The organism is Parafrankia sp. EAN1pec, assembly GCF_000018005.1.
Classification (GTDB): Bacteria; Actinomycetota; Actinomycetes; order Frankiales; family Frankiaceae; genus Parafrankia; species Parafrankia soli.
Genome location: NC_009921.1, coordinates 1,995,603 through 2,012,771, shown reverse-complemented (window position 1 = coordinate 2,012,771; position 17,169 = coordinate 1,995,603). Strand labels below are relative to the sequence as shown.

Sequence of the window (17,169 nt, the reverse complement as noted above, 5' to 3'; positions counted from 1 at the left end):
CGACCCCGCAAGGAGACGGACTCTTGGGCACCTACCTGTACCGGCTCGGCCAGGCCTCCCACCGGCACCGGCGGGTCGTCCTGGCGCTGTGGCTGGCGCTGCTCGGGCTGGCAGGCGCGGGCACCGCGACCACATCCAGCGCGGGCACCGCGACCACATCCAGCGCGGGCACCGCGACCACATCCAGCGCGGGCACCGCGACGCCCGCCGGCACCGCAGCAGGGACTCTTGTCGCTGCGGGCTCGGAGTCGCAACGGGCGGCCGACCTGCTGCGGCGGCGGCTGCCGGGGACCGGTGCCGACACCGCGACGGCCCGGCTGGTCCTGACCCTCGACGCGGGCGACGGCGCCCGGGCCCGCCTCGACGACCCGGTCCACCGGCAAGCGATCGAGGACGTCCTCGCCGCCCTCGGACAGGCGCCGCTCGTCGGGCGGGTCGGTGATCCCTTCGGCGGCAGCGGGCCCGGCGCCGACGGCGAGCCCGGCGCCCCCGGCGTCGGGTCCGTCGAAGGCGGGATCTCCAGCGACAGCCGGACGGCCTACACACAGGTCACCTACACCGTCCGCGACACGCAGCTGACCGCCCGGGCGCGCGCGGCCCTGTTCGCCGCCGCGGACCCGGCCCGCGCCGCCGGCATCGACGTCGAGTTCGGCGGGACGGCGCTGGACGGAGTACCCGAGCGGAGCTACCTCGGCTCCGCTGAGCCGGCTGTCGCCGCGGGCATACTCGCGGCAGCTGTGCTCGCGGCGGTCCTGGGTGTCCTCATCGTGGCCTTCGGCTCGTCCGTCGCGGCCGCGCTGACGCTGCTGACGGCGGTCGTCGGCGTGACGGTCGGCGGCTGTGCGGCCTGGGTCGTGACCAGCCGAACCGGAACCGGCCCGGCCACGCCGCTCCCGGTGGCGGTGGCGGTGCTCGGGCTCACCGTCGCGATCGGCGGCGCGCTGCTCGTCGTCACCCGGTACCGGAACGGGCTGGCGGAGGGCCGCAGGCGCGAGGAAGTGGCCGGGAACGCGGTGGCCACCGCCGGGTCGGTCGTGGTCCTCTCGGGTCTGATGACGGCTGGCACGCTCACGGCGCTGTCGGTCGCCCGCGTCCCGGCGCTGACCACGATCGGCCTGGCGTCCGCCGGCATCATCATGATCGCCACTCTGGGCACGCTCACGCTGCTGCCGGCCGTCCTCGGATTCGCCGGAAGCAAAGTCACCGCACAGGCCACCGTCCGCGCCAGGCGCGGACGGGACGGCGGGGAGCGGTGGGGCCGGTTCGTCGTGCGGCGACGGATTCCGGCGCTTCTGCTCTCCCTCGGCGCCGTCGCGGCGCCGGTGGCCGACCTGTGCCTGGGGCTGCCCGACAGCGGCGCGACCGCGTCCGAGGGCACCCAGCGCCGCGCCTACGACCAGCTCGCCGCGGGCTTCGGCGCCGGCTTCAACGGCCCGCTGCTGCTCGTGGTGGACGCGGCGGGCAGCGCCGACCCCACCGCCGCCGCCGGCCGGGTACGGACGGCGGTCGCCGCGCTGGGCGCCGTCGCCCTGACCACCGAACCGCGGTTCGACCCCAGCGGCGACCTCGCGACCATGACCGTGATCCCCGTCAGCGGACCGGGCGATCCGGGCACGGCGGACCTCGTACGCCGCATCCGCGCCGAGGCCGGCGCGCTCGCCGTCACGACGGGCACCCGCGTCTGGGTCACCGGGCGGACGGCGATCGGCCTGGACGTCTCGTGGCGGCTCGCCCGGGTCCTGCCGCTCTACCTCACCGTGCTCGCCGCGCTGGCGATCGCGGTGCTCGCCGTGGCCTCGCGCAGTGTCCTCGTGCCCCTGAAGGGCGTCCTGAGCGCCGGGCTCAGCGCCGTGGCGGCCCTGGGCGCCATGGTCGCCGGGTTCCAGTGGGGATGGCTCGGCAGCGGCCTGGGGCTGGAACGGAGCGGGCCCGTGGCAGCCGTCCTGCCGATCGTCGTGATCGGGCTGCTGACCGCTCTGGCCACGAGCCACGAGCTGCACCTCGTGGCCCGGAGCCGGGCGGAGCTCCTCCGCACCGGCGACCCCGGCCAGGCCGTGGTGCGCGGCACCGCGGACGCCGCCCGGGCCGTCACGGCCAGCACGATCATCACGGTCGTCGCGTCGGGCGCGGTCGTGGCGGCCAGCACAGGCGTCATGGCCGGGGTCCTCGGGGCACTCGCCGCTCCGGCCGGCCCGGTCACCGCGTCGATCGGTCTCGCGCTGGCGTTCGGTGTCACGGTGGACGCGTTCGTCGTCCGCCTGACGCTCGGGGCAGCGGTCATGTCCCTGCTCGGGCGGGCCGTCTGGTGGCTGCCGCGCCCGCCCGACCACCTGCCCGCGGCCGCCTCGCCCGGCCCGGCGGCGTCCCCTCCCCTGCCCACCGAGGCGCCCGTGCCCGCCTCGATGCCCGCGTCCGCAGCGGTGGCGACGCCCGCTGTGGCGCCCGCGTTGGTTTCGGTACCAGGGCCCGCCGAGGTGCCCACGCCGGTTTCGGCTGAGGCCGGCACGGGTGCCGGGGCCGGGGCGTCAGTCTGAGCCGGGTGCCGGGTCCGGGCCGGGTGCCGGGTCCGGCCGCGGGGTGAAACCACGCAGGCGCAGGCTGTTGCCGACGACGAACAGCGAGCTGGCCGCCATCGCCGCCCCGGCGAGCATCGGGTTGAGCAGGCCGGCCGCGGCCAGCGGCAGCGCGGCGGCGTTGTAGGCGAAGGCCCAGAACAGGTTGCCCTGGATGGTGGCGAGTGTCCGCCGGGCCAGGCGGATCGCGTCCACGGCCGCGAGCAGATCGGCCCGGACGAGAGTCAGGTCACCGGACTCGATCGCGACGTCCGTGCCGGTTCCCATCACCAGACCGAGGTCCGCCTGGGCCAGCGCGGCGGCGTCGTTCACCCCGTCGCCGACCATCGCCACCACCCGGTTGCCGGCCTGCAGCCGGCGCACGACCTCGGTCTTCTCCGCTGGCAGGACTTCGGCGACCACGTCCTCCGGGGCGATCCCCACCTCCGCCGCGACGGTGGCCGCGACGGAGGCGTTGTCGCCGGTTAGCAGAATCGGGCGCAGGCCTAGTCCCCGCAGCTCGCGGATCGCGGCGGCCGAGGTCGGCCGGACCGCGTCGGCGACGGTGAGCACGCCGCGGGCGCGCCCGTCCCAGGAGACCGCGACGGCGGTGCGGCCGGCGGCCTCGGCCGTGCGGGCGATCTCCGCGAGGTTCGCGGGCAGCGGCTGCGAGCACCCCGTCAGCAGCCTCGGACGGCCGACCAGCACGGCGCGGCCGGCGACCAGTCCGCGCACCCCGAGGCCCTCCTTGGTGGCGAACTCGGTGACGCCGGGCAGCTCCGCGGACGACCGCTCCGCCGCCGCCGCGGCGGCGGCCCGGCTGATCGCGCGGCCCACCGGGTGCTCGGAGGCGCTCTCCAGGGCACCCGCGAGCCGCAGTACCTCGTCCCGGTCCTCGCCGGCGGCGGTGGCGACGTCCAGGAGAGTCATCTCGCCGGTCGTCACCGTGCCGGTCTTGTCCAGGACGATCGTGTCGACCCGGCGGGTCGACTCCAGCACCTCGGGTCCGCGGATGAGCAGGCCGAGCTGGGCGCCGCGTCCCGTGCCGACCAGCAGGGCGGTCGGCGTGGCGAGGCCGAGCGCGCACGGGCACGCGATGATCAGCACCGCGACGGCCGCGGTGAACGCGGCGGCCAGGCCGTCCCCCCGGCCCGCCCAGTAGCCGAAGGTGAGCGCCGAGAGCGCGAGCACGACCGGCACGAAGACGGCCGCGATCCGGTCGGCGAGCCGCTGCACCGGCGCCTTGCCGCTCTGCGCCTCCTCGACGAGATGTCCGATCCTCGCGAGCTGGGTGTCCGCGCCGACCCGCGTGGCGCGGACGACGAGCCGGCCCCCCGCGTTCAGGGTGGCACCGGTGACGTCGTCGCCGGGACGGACCTCCACCGGGACGGACTCTCCGGTGAGCATTGACGCGTCGACGGCTGACGCGCCCGCTACGACCACCCCGTCCGTGGCGATTTTCTCCCCCGGACGGACGACGAAGAGGTCACCGACGCCGAGCTGATCGACATCGACTCGTTCCTCCCGGCCGTCGCGGAGAACGGCGACGTCACGCGCCCCCATGGCGAGCAGCGCGCGTAGCGCGGAGCCGGCGCTGCGCCTGGCTCTGGCCTCCAGGTACCGGCCGGTGAGGATGAACGCGGTGACGCCGGCCGCCACCTCCAGGTAGATGCTGTCCGCCCCGGCACCGCGAGTGACGGTGACACTGAAGTCGTGGGTCATCCCGGGCTCGCCGGCGTCGCCGACGAACAGCGCGTACAGCGACCATCCGAAGGCGGCGAGGGTGCCGATCGAGACGAGCGTGTCCATCGTCGTCGAGCCGTGGCGCAGGTTCGTCCACGCCACCCGGTGGATCGGCCAGCCGCCCCACACTACGACGGGCGCGGCGAGCGTCAGCGACAGCCACTGCCAGGAGTCGAACTGCAGGGCCGGCACCATCGCCAGGAGCACCACCGGGACGGTCAACCCGACGACCACACGCAGCCGGTCGCGCAGGGCGCGCACCCGACCGTCGGCGGGGAGACTCTCGTCAGCCGCGCTACCGCCGGCGGTACTGCCGGCGGCGGTGCTGTCCACGGCGGTGCTGTCGTCGGCCCGGTCTCCGGTGGCGTGGTCCGAGGCGGGGCGGTTCGCCGCGTCACGGGCGCCGGGTCGCGCGGCCGGTCGGGACGGCGCGGGCAGCGGGATCGTCGCCGTGTAGCCGGCGGCCTCCACTTGGGCGACCAGCCGATCGGCCGGCAGGCCGGCCGGGAAGCTGACCTTGGCCTTCTCCGTGGCGTAGTTGACCGTGGCGGTGACGCCGTCCAGCTTGTTCAGCTTCCGCTCGACACGAGCCGCGCAGGATGCGCAGGTCATCCCGCCTATCACCAGATCCACCTGGCGCCGGTCGGTGGCCGGTGGGCTCATCGGTTCTCCCAAGGGGACGCGGGTGCGCGGGCAGGGTCAGTGCGCGTGCGCGGAGGTGGGCGTCCGCGTCGGCGTGGGCGCGGCCCCGTCCACCGGGACCGTCATGGTGAACTCCGCGGTTCGCACCTGTCCGGCGTGCTTGAAGTCCAGGAAGAGGCGGTAGGCACCGGCCGACGGGAACTCGGTCATGAACGACAGCGCGGGATCGCCGCTCCCGGGACTGGCCGTGGGATCGCTCATGCCGCCGCCGAGACCTCCGGGCGTCGCCACGGCGCCGCTGGTGGAGCCCCCGCTCTCTCCCGGGTGGACGTGCAGGTAGGCGAGATCACCCTGCCGGATCACCACCAGATGACCGAGCGAGCCCAGGTACGACTCGAGATCGGTGACCGGCCGTCCGGCGCGGGTGACCGAGAAGACGAGGTCACTCATCCCGTCGGGGCTGGCCTGCCCGCCGAGCGTCACGGTGTACCCACCCGCCACTGTCGCGGTGCGCGACGGCGCCGGCAGCGTGGCGGGGCGCAGGTCGCCGCCCACGGTGAGGTCCGTGCCGAGCGTGATCGTGGACGTGGCCGGCGAGCTACCCGAGGTCCCGGAGATCTCGGAATTCCCGGAGATCTCCGACATGCCGGAGATCTCGAAGGTGCCGAGCGTGACCGGAGCGACCGGGACTCCCGGAATGCTCGCCCCGTCCGCCATGCTGCCGGCCGCGGTGCCACCGGTACCGGTACCGCTGTCGGCGCCGTCCGGCGTGGACGTCGGAGCGAAGTCGGCGAACACGCGGTAGACGCCGGGCGCGGACAGTCGGAGCGGGACGCTCCACGTGCCGGCGGCGTCACGGGTGGGATGCAGGTGCTGGTAGCCGGTGAGGTCACGCCGCACGACGATCAGGTGCAGGTCTGCGTCGTGTACCCGGGTAAAGGCGGTGAGTGGGCGGCCGTCCGGGCCGAGGACGCGGAAGGTGTAGGGCTGCGAGCGGCCGGCGGGCCAGGTGAGCGTGTCGGGCGCGAGCGTGTAGCCGCCCGCGGAGATCGCGAGCCCGGCCGCGGTGGGATCACCGCTGGTCACGCCCGGCGCGCCGCCCGGCGCGGCGGAGGCCTCGTGGCCATGGGCGCCGGTCCCGGCCGCACCGTTGGACTCCTCGGACGGCCCGATCGTCGTCCCGACCACATAGGAGACACCGAAGAGCACGGCCAACGCGAGACCGAAGCCGCCGATGCGGGTCAATGCGTTCATCGTCCGTCCCTTCGCCCCGGCTGGTATAAGACTCACCCAGACGTTACATACCCCTAGGGGGTATACGTCAACGCCTCGCGCGGGTCGGTGGCGCTGCTCTCACACCTTCGGACAGCGCCGCGACACCGCGGCCGCCGCATGCGCGCACCTGCGCGAGGTCACCCGGGACAAGACGCCGAACGCCCCGACCAGCGCAAAAAGGGAACCGGCGTGTCCGGCTCGCTACTAACACAGGACGGTCGGCCGCCGGAGAACCACAATGGGTAGGTCGGACGTTCCGGGCAGTACTGCTCGGAGAAAGGAGGGTGTTCCTTTGCTTGAGGATTCCCGGCCTTTTCCGCCGGGCAGCCTGCCAGCGCGGCTGAACCCGGCGCTGCGCCAGCAGCTTCTCTCCCTGGGAGGAGTGCGCCACTACCTGCACGGCGAGATGCTGATGCGGGAGGCCGAGCCGTACGGCGAGGTGATCCTGATCCTCGACGGCTTCGTCAAGATCACCGCGAACGGAGAGGAGAACCGGCTCGCCTTCCTCGTCATCCGGTCCCGGGGCGACATCCTGGGCGAGATCAGCGCCATGGACCAGGACACCCACACCGGAACCGCCACCGCCGCCGGGCCGGTCGCCGGCCGGGTGATGAGCGCGACAGCCTTCCGCTCGTTCCTCGAGCAGAATCCCCCGGCCGCCTTCGCGGTCGCCGAGACCGTCGCGAACAAGCTGCGCAACTCGATCCGGCGCCGGGTCGAGCACGTCGACGGCTCGGTCCGGGGCCGGCTCGCCCGCATTCTCATCGAGCTGGCGACGCTGTGGGGGCGGGCCTCCGACCGCGGTGTCCAGCTCGCCGTGGGCCTGAGCCAGCCCGAGCTCGCCGCCCTGGTCGCCGCGGACGAACGCTCGGTCAACCGTGCGCTCGCCGAGCTGCGAAACATGAAGGTCGTCGACGTCGGCTACCGCCGCGTCATCGTCCTGGACCTGGAGGGCCTGGAACGGGTGGCATTCGGCCGCCAGGATCGACCCGACGGGGCCAGCAGCCCGAGCTGACGAGGAAGGCCGCCTGTGCCAACGCTGATATCTTGATGGCCCCAGACGTGACGCCGGTGGGAGACGCCATGGCGGTCCAGGTTCCGCGGGCGGCCCAGCGCAGCGCGCGGGCGTCCGAGATCGTCGCGGAGTCCATTCGCGTCCAGGTCGCCAGGGGGGAACTTCGGCCGGGTGATCGTTTCCCGACCGAAGACGAGCTCATGGAGATCTTCGGCATCGCCCGCACGACGCTGCGCGAGGCGCTGCGCATCCTGGAGGCCGAGGGCCTGGTCACCGTCCTGCGCGGGCGGCACGGCGGGCCGCGGGTCACCAGTCCGACCGTCGACCACGTCGCCAAGGTCTTCGCCCTGCTCCTGCAACTCGAGGGCGTGACGATGAGCGACATCCACCAGGCGCGGGAGCTCGTCGAGCCGACCCTGGCCCACACCCTCGCCCAGACCAGAACCCCGCAGATGCTCACCGAGCTGCGCGCGGCCGTCGAGGCCGCCGAGGCGGCGGCCGACGCCGACGACGGCCCCGCCTTCCTCGACACCGCCGCGGCCCTGCACGCGACGATCGCCGAGCACGGAGGCAACCGGTCGCTGGGCATCTTCGCGCAACTGCTCCACGAGGTGGCCGTCCGCTGCCACGAGGCGTCCGGGCGGGTGGCCACCGCCGAGGACCGCAGGCGCGCCGTCCGCTACTACCGCCGGTTCTACAAGCTCGTCGAGGCCGGCGACGCGGCGGGCGCCCGGGAGCACTGGCGGTCCCGGGTGGCCCACGCGAACGAGGCGGGCCCGACGACCGGCAAGGAGGGGGACGAGCCGGTGGACGTGTTCGCCCGCCCGACCGAGCTCTCCCGGCCGGGCGAGCTCTCCCGGCCGGGCGAACGGACGGCTGCCGTGCGCCGCCGCTGACCCGTCCAGCGAGGCCTCCCGGCGGGGCCGCAGTCGAGGGGGTAACCGGGGTTTGCCAGGCTTGAGGGCATGGATCTGCGGATATTCGTCGAGCCCCAGCAGGGCGCCTCCTACGCGCGCCAGCTAGCCATGGCCAAGGCGTCCGAGGAAGGCGGATTCGACGCCTTCTTCCGCTCCGACCACTACCTGCGGATAGGGCCGGGCAGCCCGCTGCCGGGCCCGACCGACTCCTGGGTCACGCTGGCCGGCATCGCCCGCGAGACGTCCACGATTCGCCTGGGCACCCTGGTGACGAGCGCGACCTTCCGGCTGCCCGGGCCGCTCGCCATCGCCGTCGCCCAGGTCGACGAGATGAGCGGCGGGCGAGTCGAGCTCGGTCTCGGCGCCGGCTGGTTCACCGCGGAGCACTCCGCCTACGGGATCCCGTTCCCACCGGTCGGCGAACGGTTCGAGCGGCTGACCGAACAGCTCGCGATCATCGAGGGACTGTGGCGTACCCCAGCGGGCGAGACGTTCTCCCACCAGGGCAGCCACTACACCCTGACCGACAGCCCGGCGCTGCCCAAGCCCGTCCAGCGCCCGCATCCGCCGATCATCATCGGCGGTCACGGGCCGCGGCGCACGCCGGCGCTCGCCGCGCGCCACGCCGCCGAGTTCAACCTCGCGTTCGCCCCGCCGGCACAGGTGTCGGCGCAGTTCGGGCTGGTCCGCAAGGCCGCCGCCGCGATCGACCGGGACCCGGATGATCTCGTCTACTCGGTGGCGCTCGTGGTGTGCTGCGGCCGGGACGACGCCGAGCTCAAGCACCGCGCCGAGCGGATCGGGCGTGACCTCGACGAGCTGCGTGAGAACAGCCTGGCCGGCACCCCGGCCGAGGTGATCGAGAAGCTCGCCGTCTACGGCCCGGACGGCGCCGGAGCGAGCCGGGTGTACCTGCAGGTCCTCGACCTGGACGACCTCGACCACGTGGCGTTGCTCGCCGCCGAGGTCCTCCCCCAGGTCTGACCTGGGTCTGGCCCGGGCCAGACCCGGGCTACGCGCCGGTCCGGCCCGCCGACTCGGTGGCGAGCTCGCTCGCGAACCACTCGATGGTCCGGACCAGCCCGTCGCGCACGTCGACGACCGGCTCCCAGCCGAGTTGCTGACGGGCGAGGGTGATGTCCGGCCGGCGGACCATCGGGTCGTCGCCGGGCCGCGGCACGAACGTGATCGGCGCGTCGGAGCCGATCAGCTCGACCACCAGGCGTGCGGTGTCGATGATCGTCATCTCGTGCGGGTTGCCGAGGTTCACCGGGCCGGGCAGGCCGCTGCGCAGCATCCGCACGATGCCCTCGACGAGGTCGTCCACGTAGCAGACCGAGCGGGTCTGCATCCCGTCGCCGGCGACGGTCACCGGCTCACCGCGCAGGGCCTGGGAGACGAACGCGGGAATCGCCCGGCCGTCGTCGGTGCGCATCCGCGGCCCGTAGGTGTTAAAGATCCGGATGATCGCCGTGTCGAGCCCATGCCGGTTGCGGTAGGCGGTGGTCAGCGCCTCGGCGAAACGCTTGGCCTCGTCGTACATGCTGCGCGGGCCGATCGGGTTGACGTGCCCCCAGTACGACTCCTCCTGCGGGTGCACCAGCGGGTCCCCGTAGACCTCGGAGGTCGACGCCAGCAGGAAGCGGGCGCCCTTCGCCCGGGCGAGGTCGAGCGTGTTGAGCGTGCCGTGCGCGCCTGCCTTCAAGGTCTCAATCGGATACCGGGCGTAGTCGAGAGGCGACGCCGGTGACGCGAACTCCAGGACGGCGTCGACCGTCCCGGCCACCTCGACCCGCTCAGCGACGTCCTGCTCGAGGAGCTCGAATCCTGGCCGGTCGAGTAGATGCTCGACATTGCTCTTCCGCCCGGTGAGAAAGTTGTCGATGCACACAACCTCCTCACCATCCAGGAGCAGCCGATCACAGAGATGGCTCCCCAGGAAGCCCGCGCCTCCCGCGACGACGACACGCATAGCCGAAAAACCCCCAGCACTGGCAGCTCAACGAATACCGACGAAAGAACACCCACCACCGATGTCGGCGGTGGCCTATCCCCGCTGCCTCTCGGGCCGGCGGACCTCATGACGCGCGATCGCCTTGAGGTAGACCTCCTCGCGGCGCTCGGCGATGCGCGCCGGATCCAGCTCAGCGGTGCCCATCCGACCACGCAGGCCGACGACGGCCGCGTGGTCCTGGTCGGTCAGGAACGGCTCGAGAGCGTCCGCCATCGCCTCCGGGTCCTCCGGCGGCACGACGGCGCCGCCCTTCCAGCGGTCGACCCAGGTCGAGACGCCGGTCGTCGCTGTGGCGACCACCGGGCGAGCGGCGGCCATCCCCTCAAGGCCCGCGATGGAGAAGCTCTCGAACCGGCTCGGCACAACGACCGCCCGGCCCTCACCGTAGAGCGCCGGAAGCTCCGTGCGGGAGACATGCCCCTCGAACCGGACCGGAACGCCCAGCTCAGCGGCCTTCCGCTCGAGCCATGCCCCGGTCTCGACGCCTTCGATCCGACCGGACGACTGCCCGACGAAGATCAGCTTGGCCTCGACTCCCCGCGCCAGTAGCCGGGACGCGGCCTCGACGAGCACGTCCAGCCCTTTGCGCCACTCCAGCCGGCCGACCACGACCAGGTTCGGTCCGGTGTGCTCTGCCGTGGGGACGCTCGCGAACGGCACGTTGTCGAACGGGTACGGGATGACGTCGACGTCGGTGTCCGGTCGCAGCCAGTCGAGCTCGTGCAGCGTGTCGACGAGGAGCTGGGACGGGGAAGTCCGCGCGTCCGCTCGCAGCGCCGAGAAGCGGTCGATGCGGTCGGCCAGCTCCCCCTTGCGGCTCAGTTCGGGATCCCGCAGACGGACGTCCATCATCGTCGGCGTGTGCAGGTGGATCACCAGCGGCGTACGCCGACCGAGAGCCGTGAACAGGCCCCGTGTCTCGCCGTCCTGTGTCTCGATGACGTCCGGGTTGATCCCGCTCTGCCGAAGCCAGAAGCCGTACGACACCGCCAGTGAGGCCCGCAGCGACAAGGAGTCACGCGGATGATCCCGGCCGTTGATCAGCTTTGCTGCCGGCCCAAGGTATCGAGTGACAGGCGCACGCAACAGCGGGCGGCGGTGAACGTGAACGCCGTCGAACACGTCGTCGCGGATACGGCGGCCCTGGGTGCACAGCACATGAACCTCATGGCCACGCCGAACCAGTGCGTGAGCGATGTCGTGCGTGTAGACGCCAGCGCCATCCCAGATGATCGGTGGGTACTGCTCGCATAGGAAAGCGATCCGCATGCACAACTCCAGGCGACCAGCAGGCCAGGTAACTCCGGGCGGCCCATAGTAGTACCGACGCCCCGCCTACCAGCAGTCCGCCCGCCGCAACCACCTAATGCGGCCACGGCATGCGGCCACGATAGACGCAACAGCACCCTCACGTGAGGGGAATTTACCTCTACATGGCTGTAGAACTTTGCCTGGGCGTTCCAGGGAATTCCCCGCCGACATTCCGTCGAGGACGGCGGATCACCCTTACAGACACAGGGAGAACCGAACCTGATTCCCGCCGCAACCACCCCGAACCGATCACTCACCGACCGCTCCGAACAGCTGCCCGACCGTGGCCCGGGGACGGTTCCCGGACCCCACTAAGCGCCCCGGCCGGGCCCCGTTCGACGCGCGGGCCCGACACTGCATGACCTGACACAGTCGGCGCCGACCGATCCGCCGAAGGCGACCGGAACGCGATGCGGATACGAATACGGGCGTGACCGGAGCCAGGGCCAGAACCCGGACCGGCGACGCGACCATGCCCACAGCCACCGCCCAGGCACTGCACACGGACCCGGCCACGGGCGGCCCGCTCACGGCTCTCCAGAGGCCTACCTAGCCCGCCCCGAGTACACGGCAAACCGCCAGGCCTTGACCGCGCAGTCGACGGAACCGAAGCCCGCCTGCCGCAGCCACCCGAGTTGGTCGTCGAGCGGAGCGCACCGATCGTGGGCCATGCGCGCGAGCGCCCCCGCCCATTCCTCGTCGTCCGAACCCGCGTCACGGGCCCATCGCTCGTGCATCCGCTCGTACCTCTCGGTGGTCTCCTCATCAGGCCCAACGATCTGTTCCAGATTCACGAACAGACCACCGGGAACAAGTACCGAACGGACGCGCCGGAACAGGTTCCGCTTGGCCTCGTCGTCCAGATGGTGGATCGCCAACGCCGAGACGACCGCGGCGAAGGGACCCACCGGCAGCGGGTCGGTGAGGTCGGCGACCGTCACACCCACCACATGAGCCCGGAGCCGAGACACCGCGCGGTCGATCATCGGGCCCGACCCGTCCATCAGATGCAGCCTGGCACCGGGCACGACCCCGATCACCGCCGCAGACAACAGGCCGGTTCCCGCACCCAGATCCAGCACCACCGGTTGCGCCCCACCCAGTTCAGCCACCAGACCCCCGACCGCGCCGTAGAGCAGATCGAAGAACGGAACCAGCCGGCGACGTTGCGCGTCGTAGGTCTCCGGATCCCAGATCATCTCACCATATGAGATTGCAGTCTCACTCATTGGACCAGTGTAGGTCAGGACAGGCGAACGGCGCAGCACTCGGAGCAGGTCGAAAGCCCGACGAACCTCGTCGTCTAAAGTCGCCGGCCCCACAATCAGACCCGACGACCTCGGGCCGATCGACGCCGCGCTGCTCACCCACAACCACCACGGCGACAACCTCGACGATGCGGGCCGCAACCTGTTGGTACGCGCCAAACCGTCATCGCCACGTTCCCGGCGCGAGACGCGTCGGGGCTGTGTCTGGGGAGTTGCCCCTGGACCACGACGGTTCTCACCGAGCTGGAGCCCGGCACCCTGGCATCCGAGACCGATGTGGCGTCTACCACCCCGGACCGATCTCCCATTGAGGTCACCGCAATACCGTGCCGCCATGGACCGCCACTGATCCGCCCAGTCGTCGGCCATGTCATCGGCTTCGTGCTGCGCTGAGCCGGCCAGAAAAACGGGGTGCTGTGGATTTCAGGGGAGACTGTCCTCTACCGTGCCGTACGCGAGGTCGGCGACGGTTGACGGTCGACACCGCTTTCCTCGCATCTGGGCGGAGCCCGGTTCCCGCTCACCGGCCCCGTCCGATACACCACGACCGGACACCATGCGGTCGCCTCTTCAGTCAGATGCGCCCCCGCGTCGCGATCCCGGTTCACGACGAGGACTGGACACACTTCCGACAGGGACAAGAATCCATCGAGTGTGACGTCGCCCGCGCACCCGACGATGTACACAAGGCTTTCCGAATCGACGACTTGGCGGACAGGCGGTGACACCATGACCTCCCTTCCCGGCTCGAGGCGTGGCGCATCGCCACGCGGGCAACGCACCGCCGCCAACGCGCCCGACGCCAAGGTCGGATCCGCCGCCACATCCACCGGATCAGACGGCCGACCCACACCAGGGGATGAGGCCGCCACCGTGGTCGGGAGTCCCCCGACGCACTCGACCAGTTCAGGAGAGGACTCGTGGGCAACCAGCGGCGACACCCGCACCCGCGAGGCGCTCGACACGAAAGCTGACGATCTCTTCAGGGAGATCTCTCGCGTCGTCCGCACGATCGCGGCCGGCCACGCGGATCTACTGACCCTGCTGGCTCAGTTCGCGGCCCTCCGGCTCCCGCCAAGCGCCGAGCAATCACTCGTCTCCGACGAGTTCGCACCCGAAGAGATAGCCACCGCGATGGCGGTCTCGCCCCAGGCGGCCTCCGCCCAGCTGACGTTCGCCTGCACCGTCACCCGGCGCCTTCCGAACGCAGTCGACGCGCTCAGGGCGGGAGTCCTGGATCTCCAACGACTGCAGTCACTGGAGAAAGCGGTCCACCCGCTCGACGACCGCACCGCAGCCAGAGTCGAAGCACACGTGCTCGCCGGAGGAGCACGACCGAACCGGCGCGCCTTCACCGATGCCTGCAGGCGCGCCGTAGCCAGGATCGACCCCGAAGGCGCGGCAGACCGCGCGGAGACCCGGCGCAAGGACCGACGGGTGTGGGTCTCTCCCGACGAGGACGGGACAAGCGCGCTCACAGCCGTCCTTCCCACGGAGGACGCCGAGGCCTGCTACCAGCGGATCGATCAGACTGCTCGTTCCATCAGTGCCAACAGATCCGACGGTGACGACCGGACCCGCGCCCAGATTCGTGCCGACGTGCTGGTCGATCTACTCACGGGCCGAGGCAGCCACGCCACGCCGATGCCGTGCGACATTCAAGTCGTCGTACCCGCGACGACCCTGATGGGCCCGTCCAACGACCCCGGCGAGATTCCGGGGTACGGACCGATCCCCGCACGAATAGCCCGGGAGATGGCCAAACGGCCTGGCTCAACCTGGCGGCGGATTCTGACCGATCAACAAGGACATCTGATCGAGGTCGCCGACCGGCGTCTACCAAGCGCCGCACAGGTCCGCCATGTTCGTGCCCGCAACCGGACCTGTGTATTCACAGGCTGCACCCGGCCATCACGGCGCACGGATACCGATCACACCATCTCCTTCTCCGAGGATGGACGGACTCTGACCAAGAATCTCGGTCCGCTGTGCCGTCGACACCACCGGATGAAACATCGTGGCCACTGGCAGGTCACACAACCCCAGGAAGGAACCTTCGTGTGGACCAGCCCACTCGGGCGAACCAGTGTCACCACCCCTGACACATATCTCGAAGTCGATGTCTCACCCGGGACTACGACCAAGAATCGGCACGCCGAGCACTTGAGGGAAGATCACGGGTACACGCGATCCCGCCCGAAAACGCCGACCGGGGCGGGAAAGGATCCTGACTGGCAGATGCCATCCCAGACAAGGCCTGACGTGGCCCGGCGTGAGTCATCTGCTTGGCGTCAGGCAGGATCGGGGCGGGACCTGCGCCGGAGGGAACCGGGCGGCAGAGAAATCGAGGGAGTCAACCAACGTGAGGAACACAACCGCGCCGCCGGAGCTCGCGAGCCGAGTCGGATCCGTCCAGACCTCTCCGGTACGTGAGATTCTCGCGTTGACGGAACGACCAGAAGTGATCTCCTTTGCCGGCGGCCTGCCTGCGCCGGAGTTCTTCGACGCGGAGGGCATCCGGGCTGCCTACGACCGAGTGCTGAGTGAGGATCCGCGCCGGGTATTGCAGTACTCGTCGACCGAGGGCAGCCCGTTGCTGCGCGAGACGATCGCCGCGCGGCTGGCTGGCCGGGGCCTACCCACTCATTCCGACGATCTTCTGATCACGACCGGCTCGCAGCAGGCGTTGACCCTCCTCATCACCGCGCTTCTCGAACCCGGGGACGCCGTTGTCGTGGAGGATCCGACCTACCTGGCTGTGCTGCAGTCGTTCGGCTACGCCGGCGCACGGGTCTACCCGGTCACCACCGACGAGCATGGCATCGTTCCCGACGCGCTCGCGGAGGTCGCGGCCCGCGAGAAGCCAAAGATGATCTATCTCGTCCCGAACTTCCAGAACCCGACTGGTCGGACGGTCCCCGCGGAGCGCCGGTCCGCGATTGCCCGGGTCGCCGCCGAGTGCGGATTCTGGATCATCGAAGACGACCCGTACGGCGAGCTGCGGTTCGAGGGTGCCGCCGTGCCATGGATCGCGTCGATCGAGGACGCGGCGGACCGCACCATCCTGCTGGGAAGCTTCTCGAAGACGATGGCACCGGGGATGCGCCTCGGGTGGTTGCGGGCACCGGAAGTACTACGCCGCGCCTGCGTGATCGCCAAGCAGGCCGCGGACCTACACACCTCAACGATCGACCAGGCGGCCGCGGCCCGGTATCTGATCGACAGCGACCTCGACGCGCACATCGCCAGGGTCTGCGCGGCCTATCGGCCGAGGCGTGACGCGCTCCTGGCCGGGCTTCCCCGGGGGCTGCCGGCGGGCAGCACGTGGAACCGGCCGGAGGGCGGGATGTTCGTCTGGGCGCGGCTGCCCGATGGCTATGACGCCACGGCGCTCCTCTCGGCTGCGGTCAGGAGACAGGTGGCTTACGTTCCCGGAGCACCGTTCTACGCCGGGCCGGCGGATGCCGCGACGCTGCGGTTGTCCTTCACGACGCACAGCCCGGCGGAGATCGCGGAGGGGGTGACCAGGTTGGCCAAAGCACTCCGTTGAAGGCGGGTCAGCCGTTGAAGGCAGGCCAGCCGCTCGGAACGCAGCCCGTCCGCCGTGCCGCCACAGCGAGGCGAATCTTTTCGGCGATCAGGTCCGCGTTGAGGGCGGCGGCAGCCTTCACGCCGGCGGCGGACGCCGTGATCACTGAGGCCACCACGTCTGCCACGTTTCCCGCGATCCACACCCCGGCGGCCTGGGTCGCGCCGGTGGGGTCCGACTGCACCTGTCGGCCGATCACGTGGCCGTTCAGGGCCAGGTCGGTTGATTCCAGGCCGAGCGCACCGAGTATCGCGGTGCGGGTGGTGAAGCGCGGCGCGACCGCCAGGGCCCGGCGGGGAAACACCTCCCCGTGGTGCAGTCGGACGGATTCGAGGCGGTCGTTCGCGGTCTCGAGGGCCTCGACGGCACCGGGCACGACTCGGATGCTGCGGGCGGCGAGCTGCTCGGCCTCCTCGGCCGTGGGGTCGGGACCGGTGTGGGGGAACAGGACGACGTCTTCGCTCCACTGCCGCCGGAGAAGAGCCTGGTGTACCGCCATCGGTGAGCCGCCGAGAAGCCGATCGGCTGGTCACGGACCTCCCATCCGTGGCAGTGACGATCTCACCGCCGTAGCCGATGACCTCGGCCCGTCCGGTTGCCAGGAGCTCACTCGGGAGGACGCCTTCGCGGCCCGGGTAGTTGTGCACGCCCGTGGCGGGCGTTGCGGAGCTCGCCCGCGTCGACCACCAGGAGGGTCCGGCGTCCCCCGGCCAGGGTGAGGGCGCCACTCAGACCGGCGGGCCCACCACCGACGACCACCACGTCGTAGATCTGCTTCATCCGGATACCACCCTTCGACTGAGGAGTGTTCCGAGCCCGAACCTTCCACATCCGGGAGTGGGT

The 17,169-nt window shown here is 71.4% G+C and carries 11 protein-coding genes and 1 pseudogene; 6 read left to right on the top strand and 6 right to left on the bottom strand.

What is annotated here, in order from left to right; all coding sequences use genetic code 11:
• Positions 1–23 precede the first annotated feature (23 nt).
• The gene (locus tag FRANEAN1_RS08220) at positions 24–2,534 is read left to right on the top strand and encodes an MMPL family transporter (protein ID WP_020459291.1); all 2,511 of its coding nucleotides are present in this window, start codon (positions 24–26) and stop codon (positions 2,532–2,534) included.
• Here FRANEAN1_RS08220 and FRANEAN1_RS08215 read toward each other — a convergent pair.
• On the bottom strand, positions 2,526–4,958 hold the full coding sequence (locus FRANEAN1_RS08215; protein ID WP_020459290.1) for a heavy metal translocating P-type ATPase: 2,433 nt from the start codon (positions 4,956–4,958) through the stop codon (positions 2,526–2,528). The genes FRANEAN1_RS08220 and FRANEAN1_RS08215 overlap by 9 nt on opposite strands.
• Before the next feature lie 36 nt (positions 4,959–4,994).
• Positions 4,995–6,191 (bottom strand): hypothetical protein, encoded by a 1,197-nt coding sequence (locus FRANEAN1_RS08210; protein WP_020459289.1) that lies wholly within the window; start codon positions 6,189–6,191, stop codon positions 4,995–4,997.
• 313 nt (positions 6,192–6,504) lie between these two features.
• On the opposite strand from FRANEAN1_RS08210, the gene FRANEAN1_RS08205 reads away from it, so the two are divergent.
• The 3 genes from FRANEAN1_RS08205 (at position 6,505) to FRANEAN1_RS08195 (ending at position 9,128) form a co-directional block, all read left to right on the top strand.
• Entirely contained in the window at positions 6,505–7,227 is a 723-nt protein-coding gene (locus FRANEAN1_RS08205; protein WP_041253853.1) for a Crp/Fnr family transcriptional regulator, read from the top strand.
• A gap of 47 nt (positions 7,228–7,274) precedes the next feature.
• Positions 7,275–8,123 carry an FCD domain-containing protein gene (locus tag FRANEAN1_RS08200; protein WP_347177034.1) on the top strand — a complete coding sequence of 283 codons (849 nt, stop codon included), beginning with the start codon at positions 7,275–7,277 and terminating at the stop codon, positions 8,121–8,123.
• 69 nt (positions 8,124–8,192) lie between these two features.
• Entirely contained in the window at positions 8,193–9,128 is a 936-nt protein-coding gene (locus FRANEAN1_RS08195; protein WP_020459286.1) for an LLM class F420-dependent oxidoreductase, read from the top strand.
• Positions 9,129–9,156: 28 nt separating this feature from the next.
• Here the strand turns inward: FRANEAN1_RS08195 and FRANEAN1_RS08190 are convergent, their stop codons facing one another.
• From FRANEAN1_RS08190 to FRANEAN1_RS08180, 3 genes are all read right to left on the bottom strand, one after another.
• Complete coding sequence (locus FRANEAN1_RS08190; protein WP_020459285.1) at positions 9,157–10,116, bottom strand: UDP-glucuronic acid decarboxylase family protein; 960 nt, start codon at positions 10,114–10,116, stop codon at positions 9,157–9,159.
• A 75-nt stretch (positions 10,117–10,191) separates the two neighbouring features.
• On the bottom strand, positions 10,192–11,427 hold the full coding sequence (locus FRANEAN1_RS08185; protein WP_020459284.1) for a glycosyltransferase family 4 protein: 1,236 nt from the start codon (positions 11,425–11,427) through the stop codon (positions 10,192–10,194).
• Positions 11,428–12,014: 587 nt separating this feature from the next.
• Positions 12,015–12,698 carry a methyltransferase domain-containing protein gene (locus FRANEAN1_RS08180; protein ID WP_049795602.1) on the bottom strand — a complete coding sequence of 228 codons (684 nt, stop codon included), beginning with the start codon at positions 12,696–12,698 and terminating at the stop codon, positions 12,015–12,017.
• Between the two features lie 717 nt (positions 12,699–13,415).
• On the opposite strand from FRANEAN1_RS08180, the gene FRANEAN1_RS08175 reads away from it, so the two are divergent.
• Both FRANEAN1_RS08175 and FRANEAN1_RS08170 read left to right on the top strand, forming a co-directional pair.
• Positions 13,416–15,170, top strand: coding sequence for a DUF222 domain-containing protein (locus FRANEAN1_RS08175; RefSeq protein ID WP_347177033.1), 1,755 nt, complete (start codon positions 13,416–13,418; stop codon positions 15,168–15,170).
• Complete coding sequence (locus tag FRANEAN1_RS08170) at positions 15,100–16,287, top strand: PLP-dependent aminotransferase family protein (RefSeq protein WP_020459281.1); 1,188 nt, start codon at positions 15,100–15,102, stop codon at positions 16,285–16,287. The genes FRANEAN1_RS08175 and FRANEAN1_RS08170 overlap by 71 nt, the downstream gene beginning before the upstream one ends.
• 7 nt (positions 16,288–16,294) lie before the next feature.
• On the opposite strand, the pseudogene FRANEAN1_RS08165 reads toward FRANEAN1_RS08170, so the two are convergent.
• Positions 16,295–17,106, bottom strand: a pseudogene (locus FRANEAN1_RS08165) (FAD-binding protein).
• Positions 17,107–17,169: the final 63 nt, after the last annotated feature.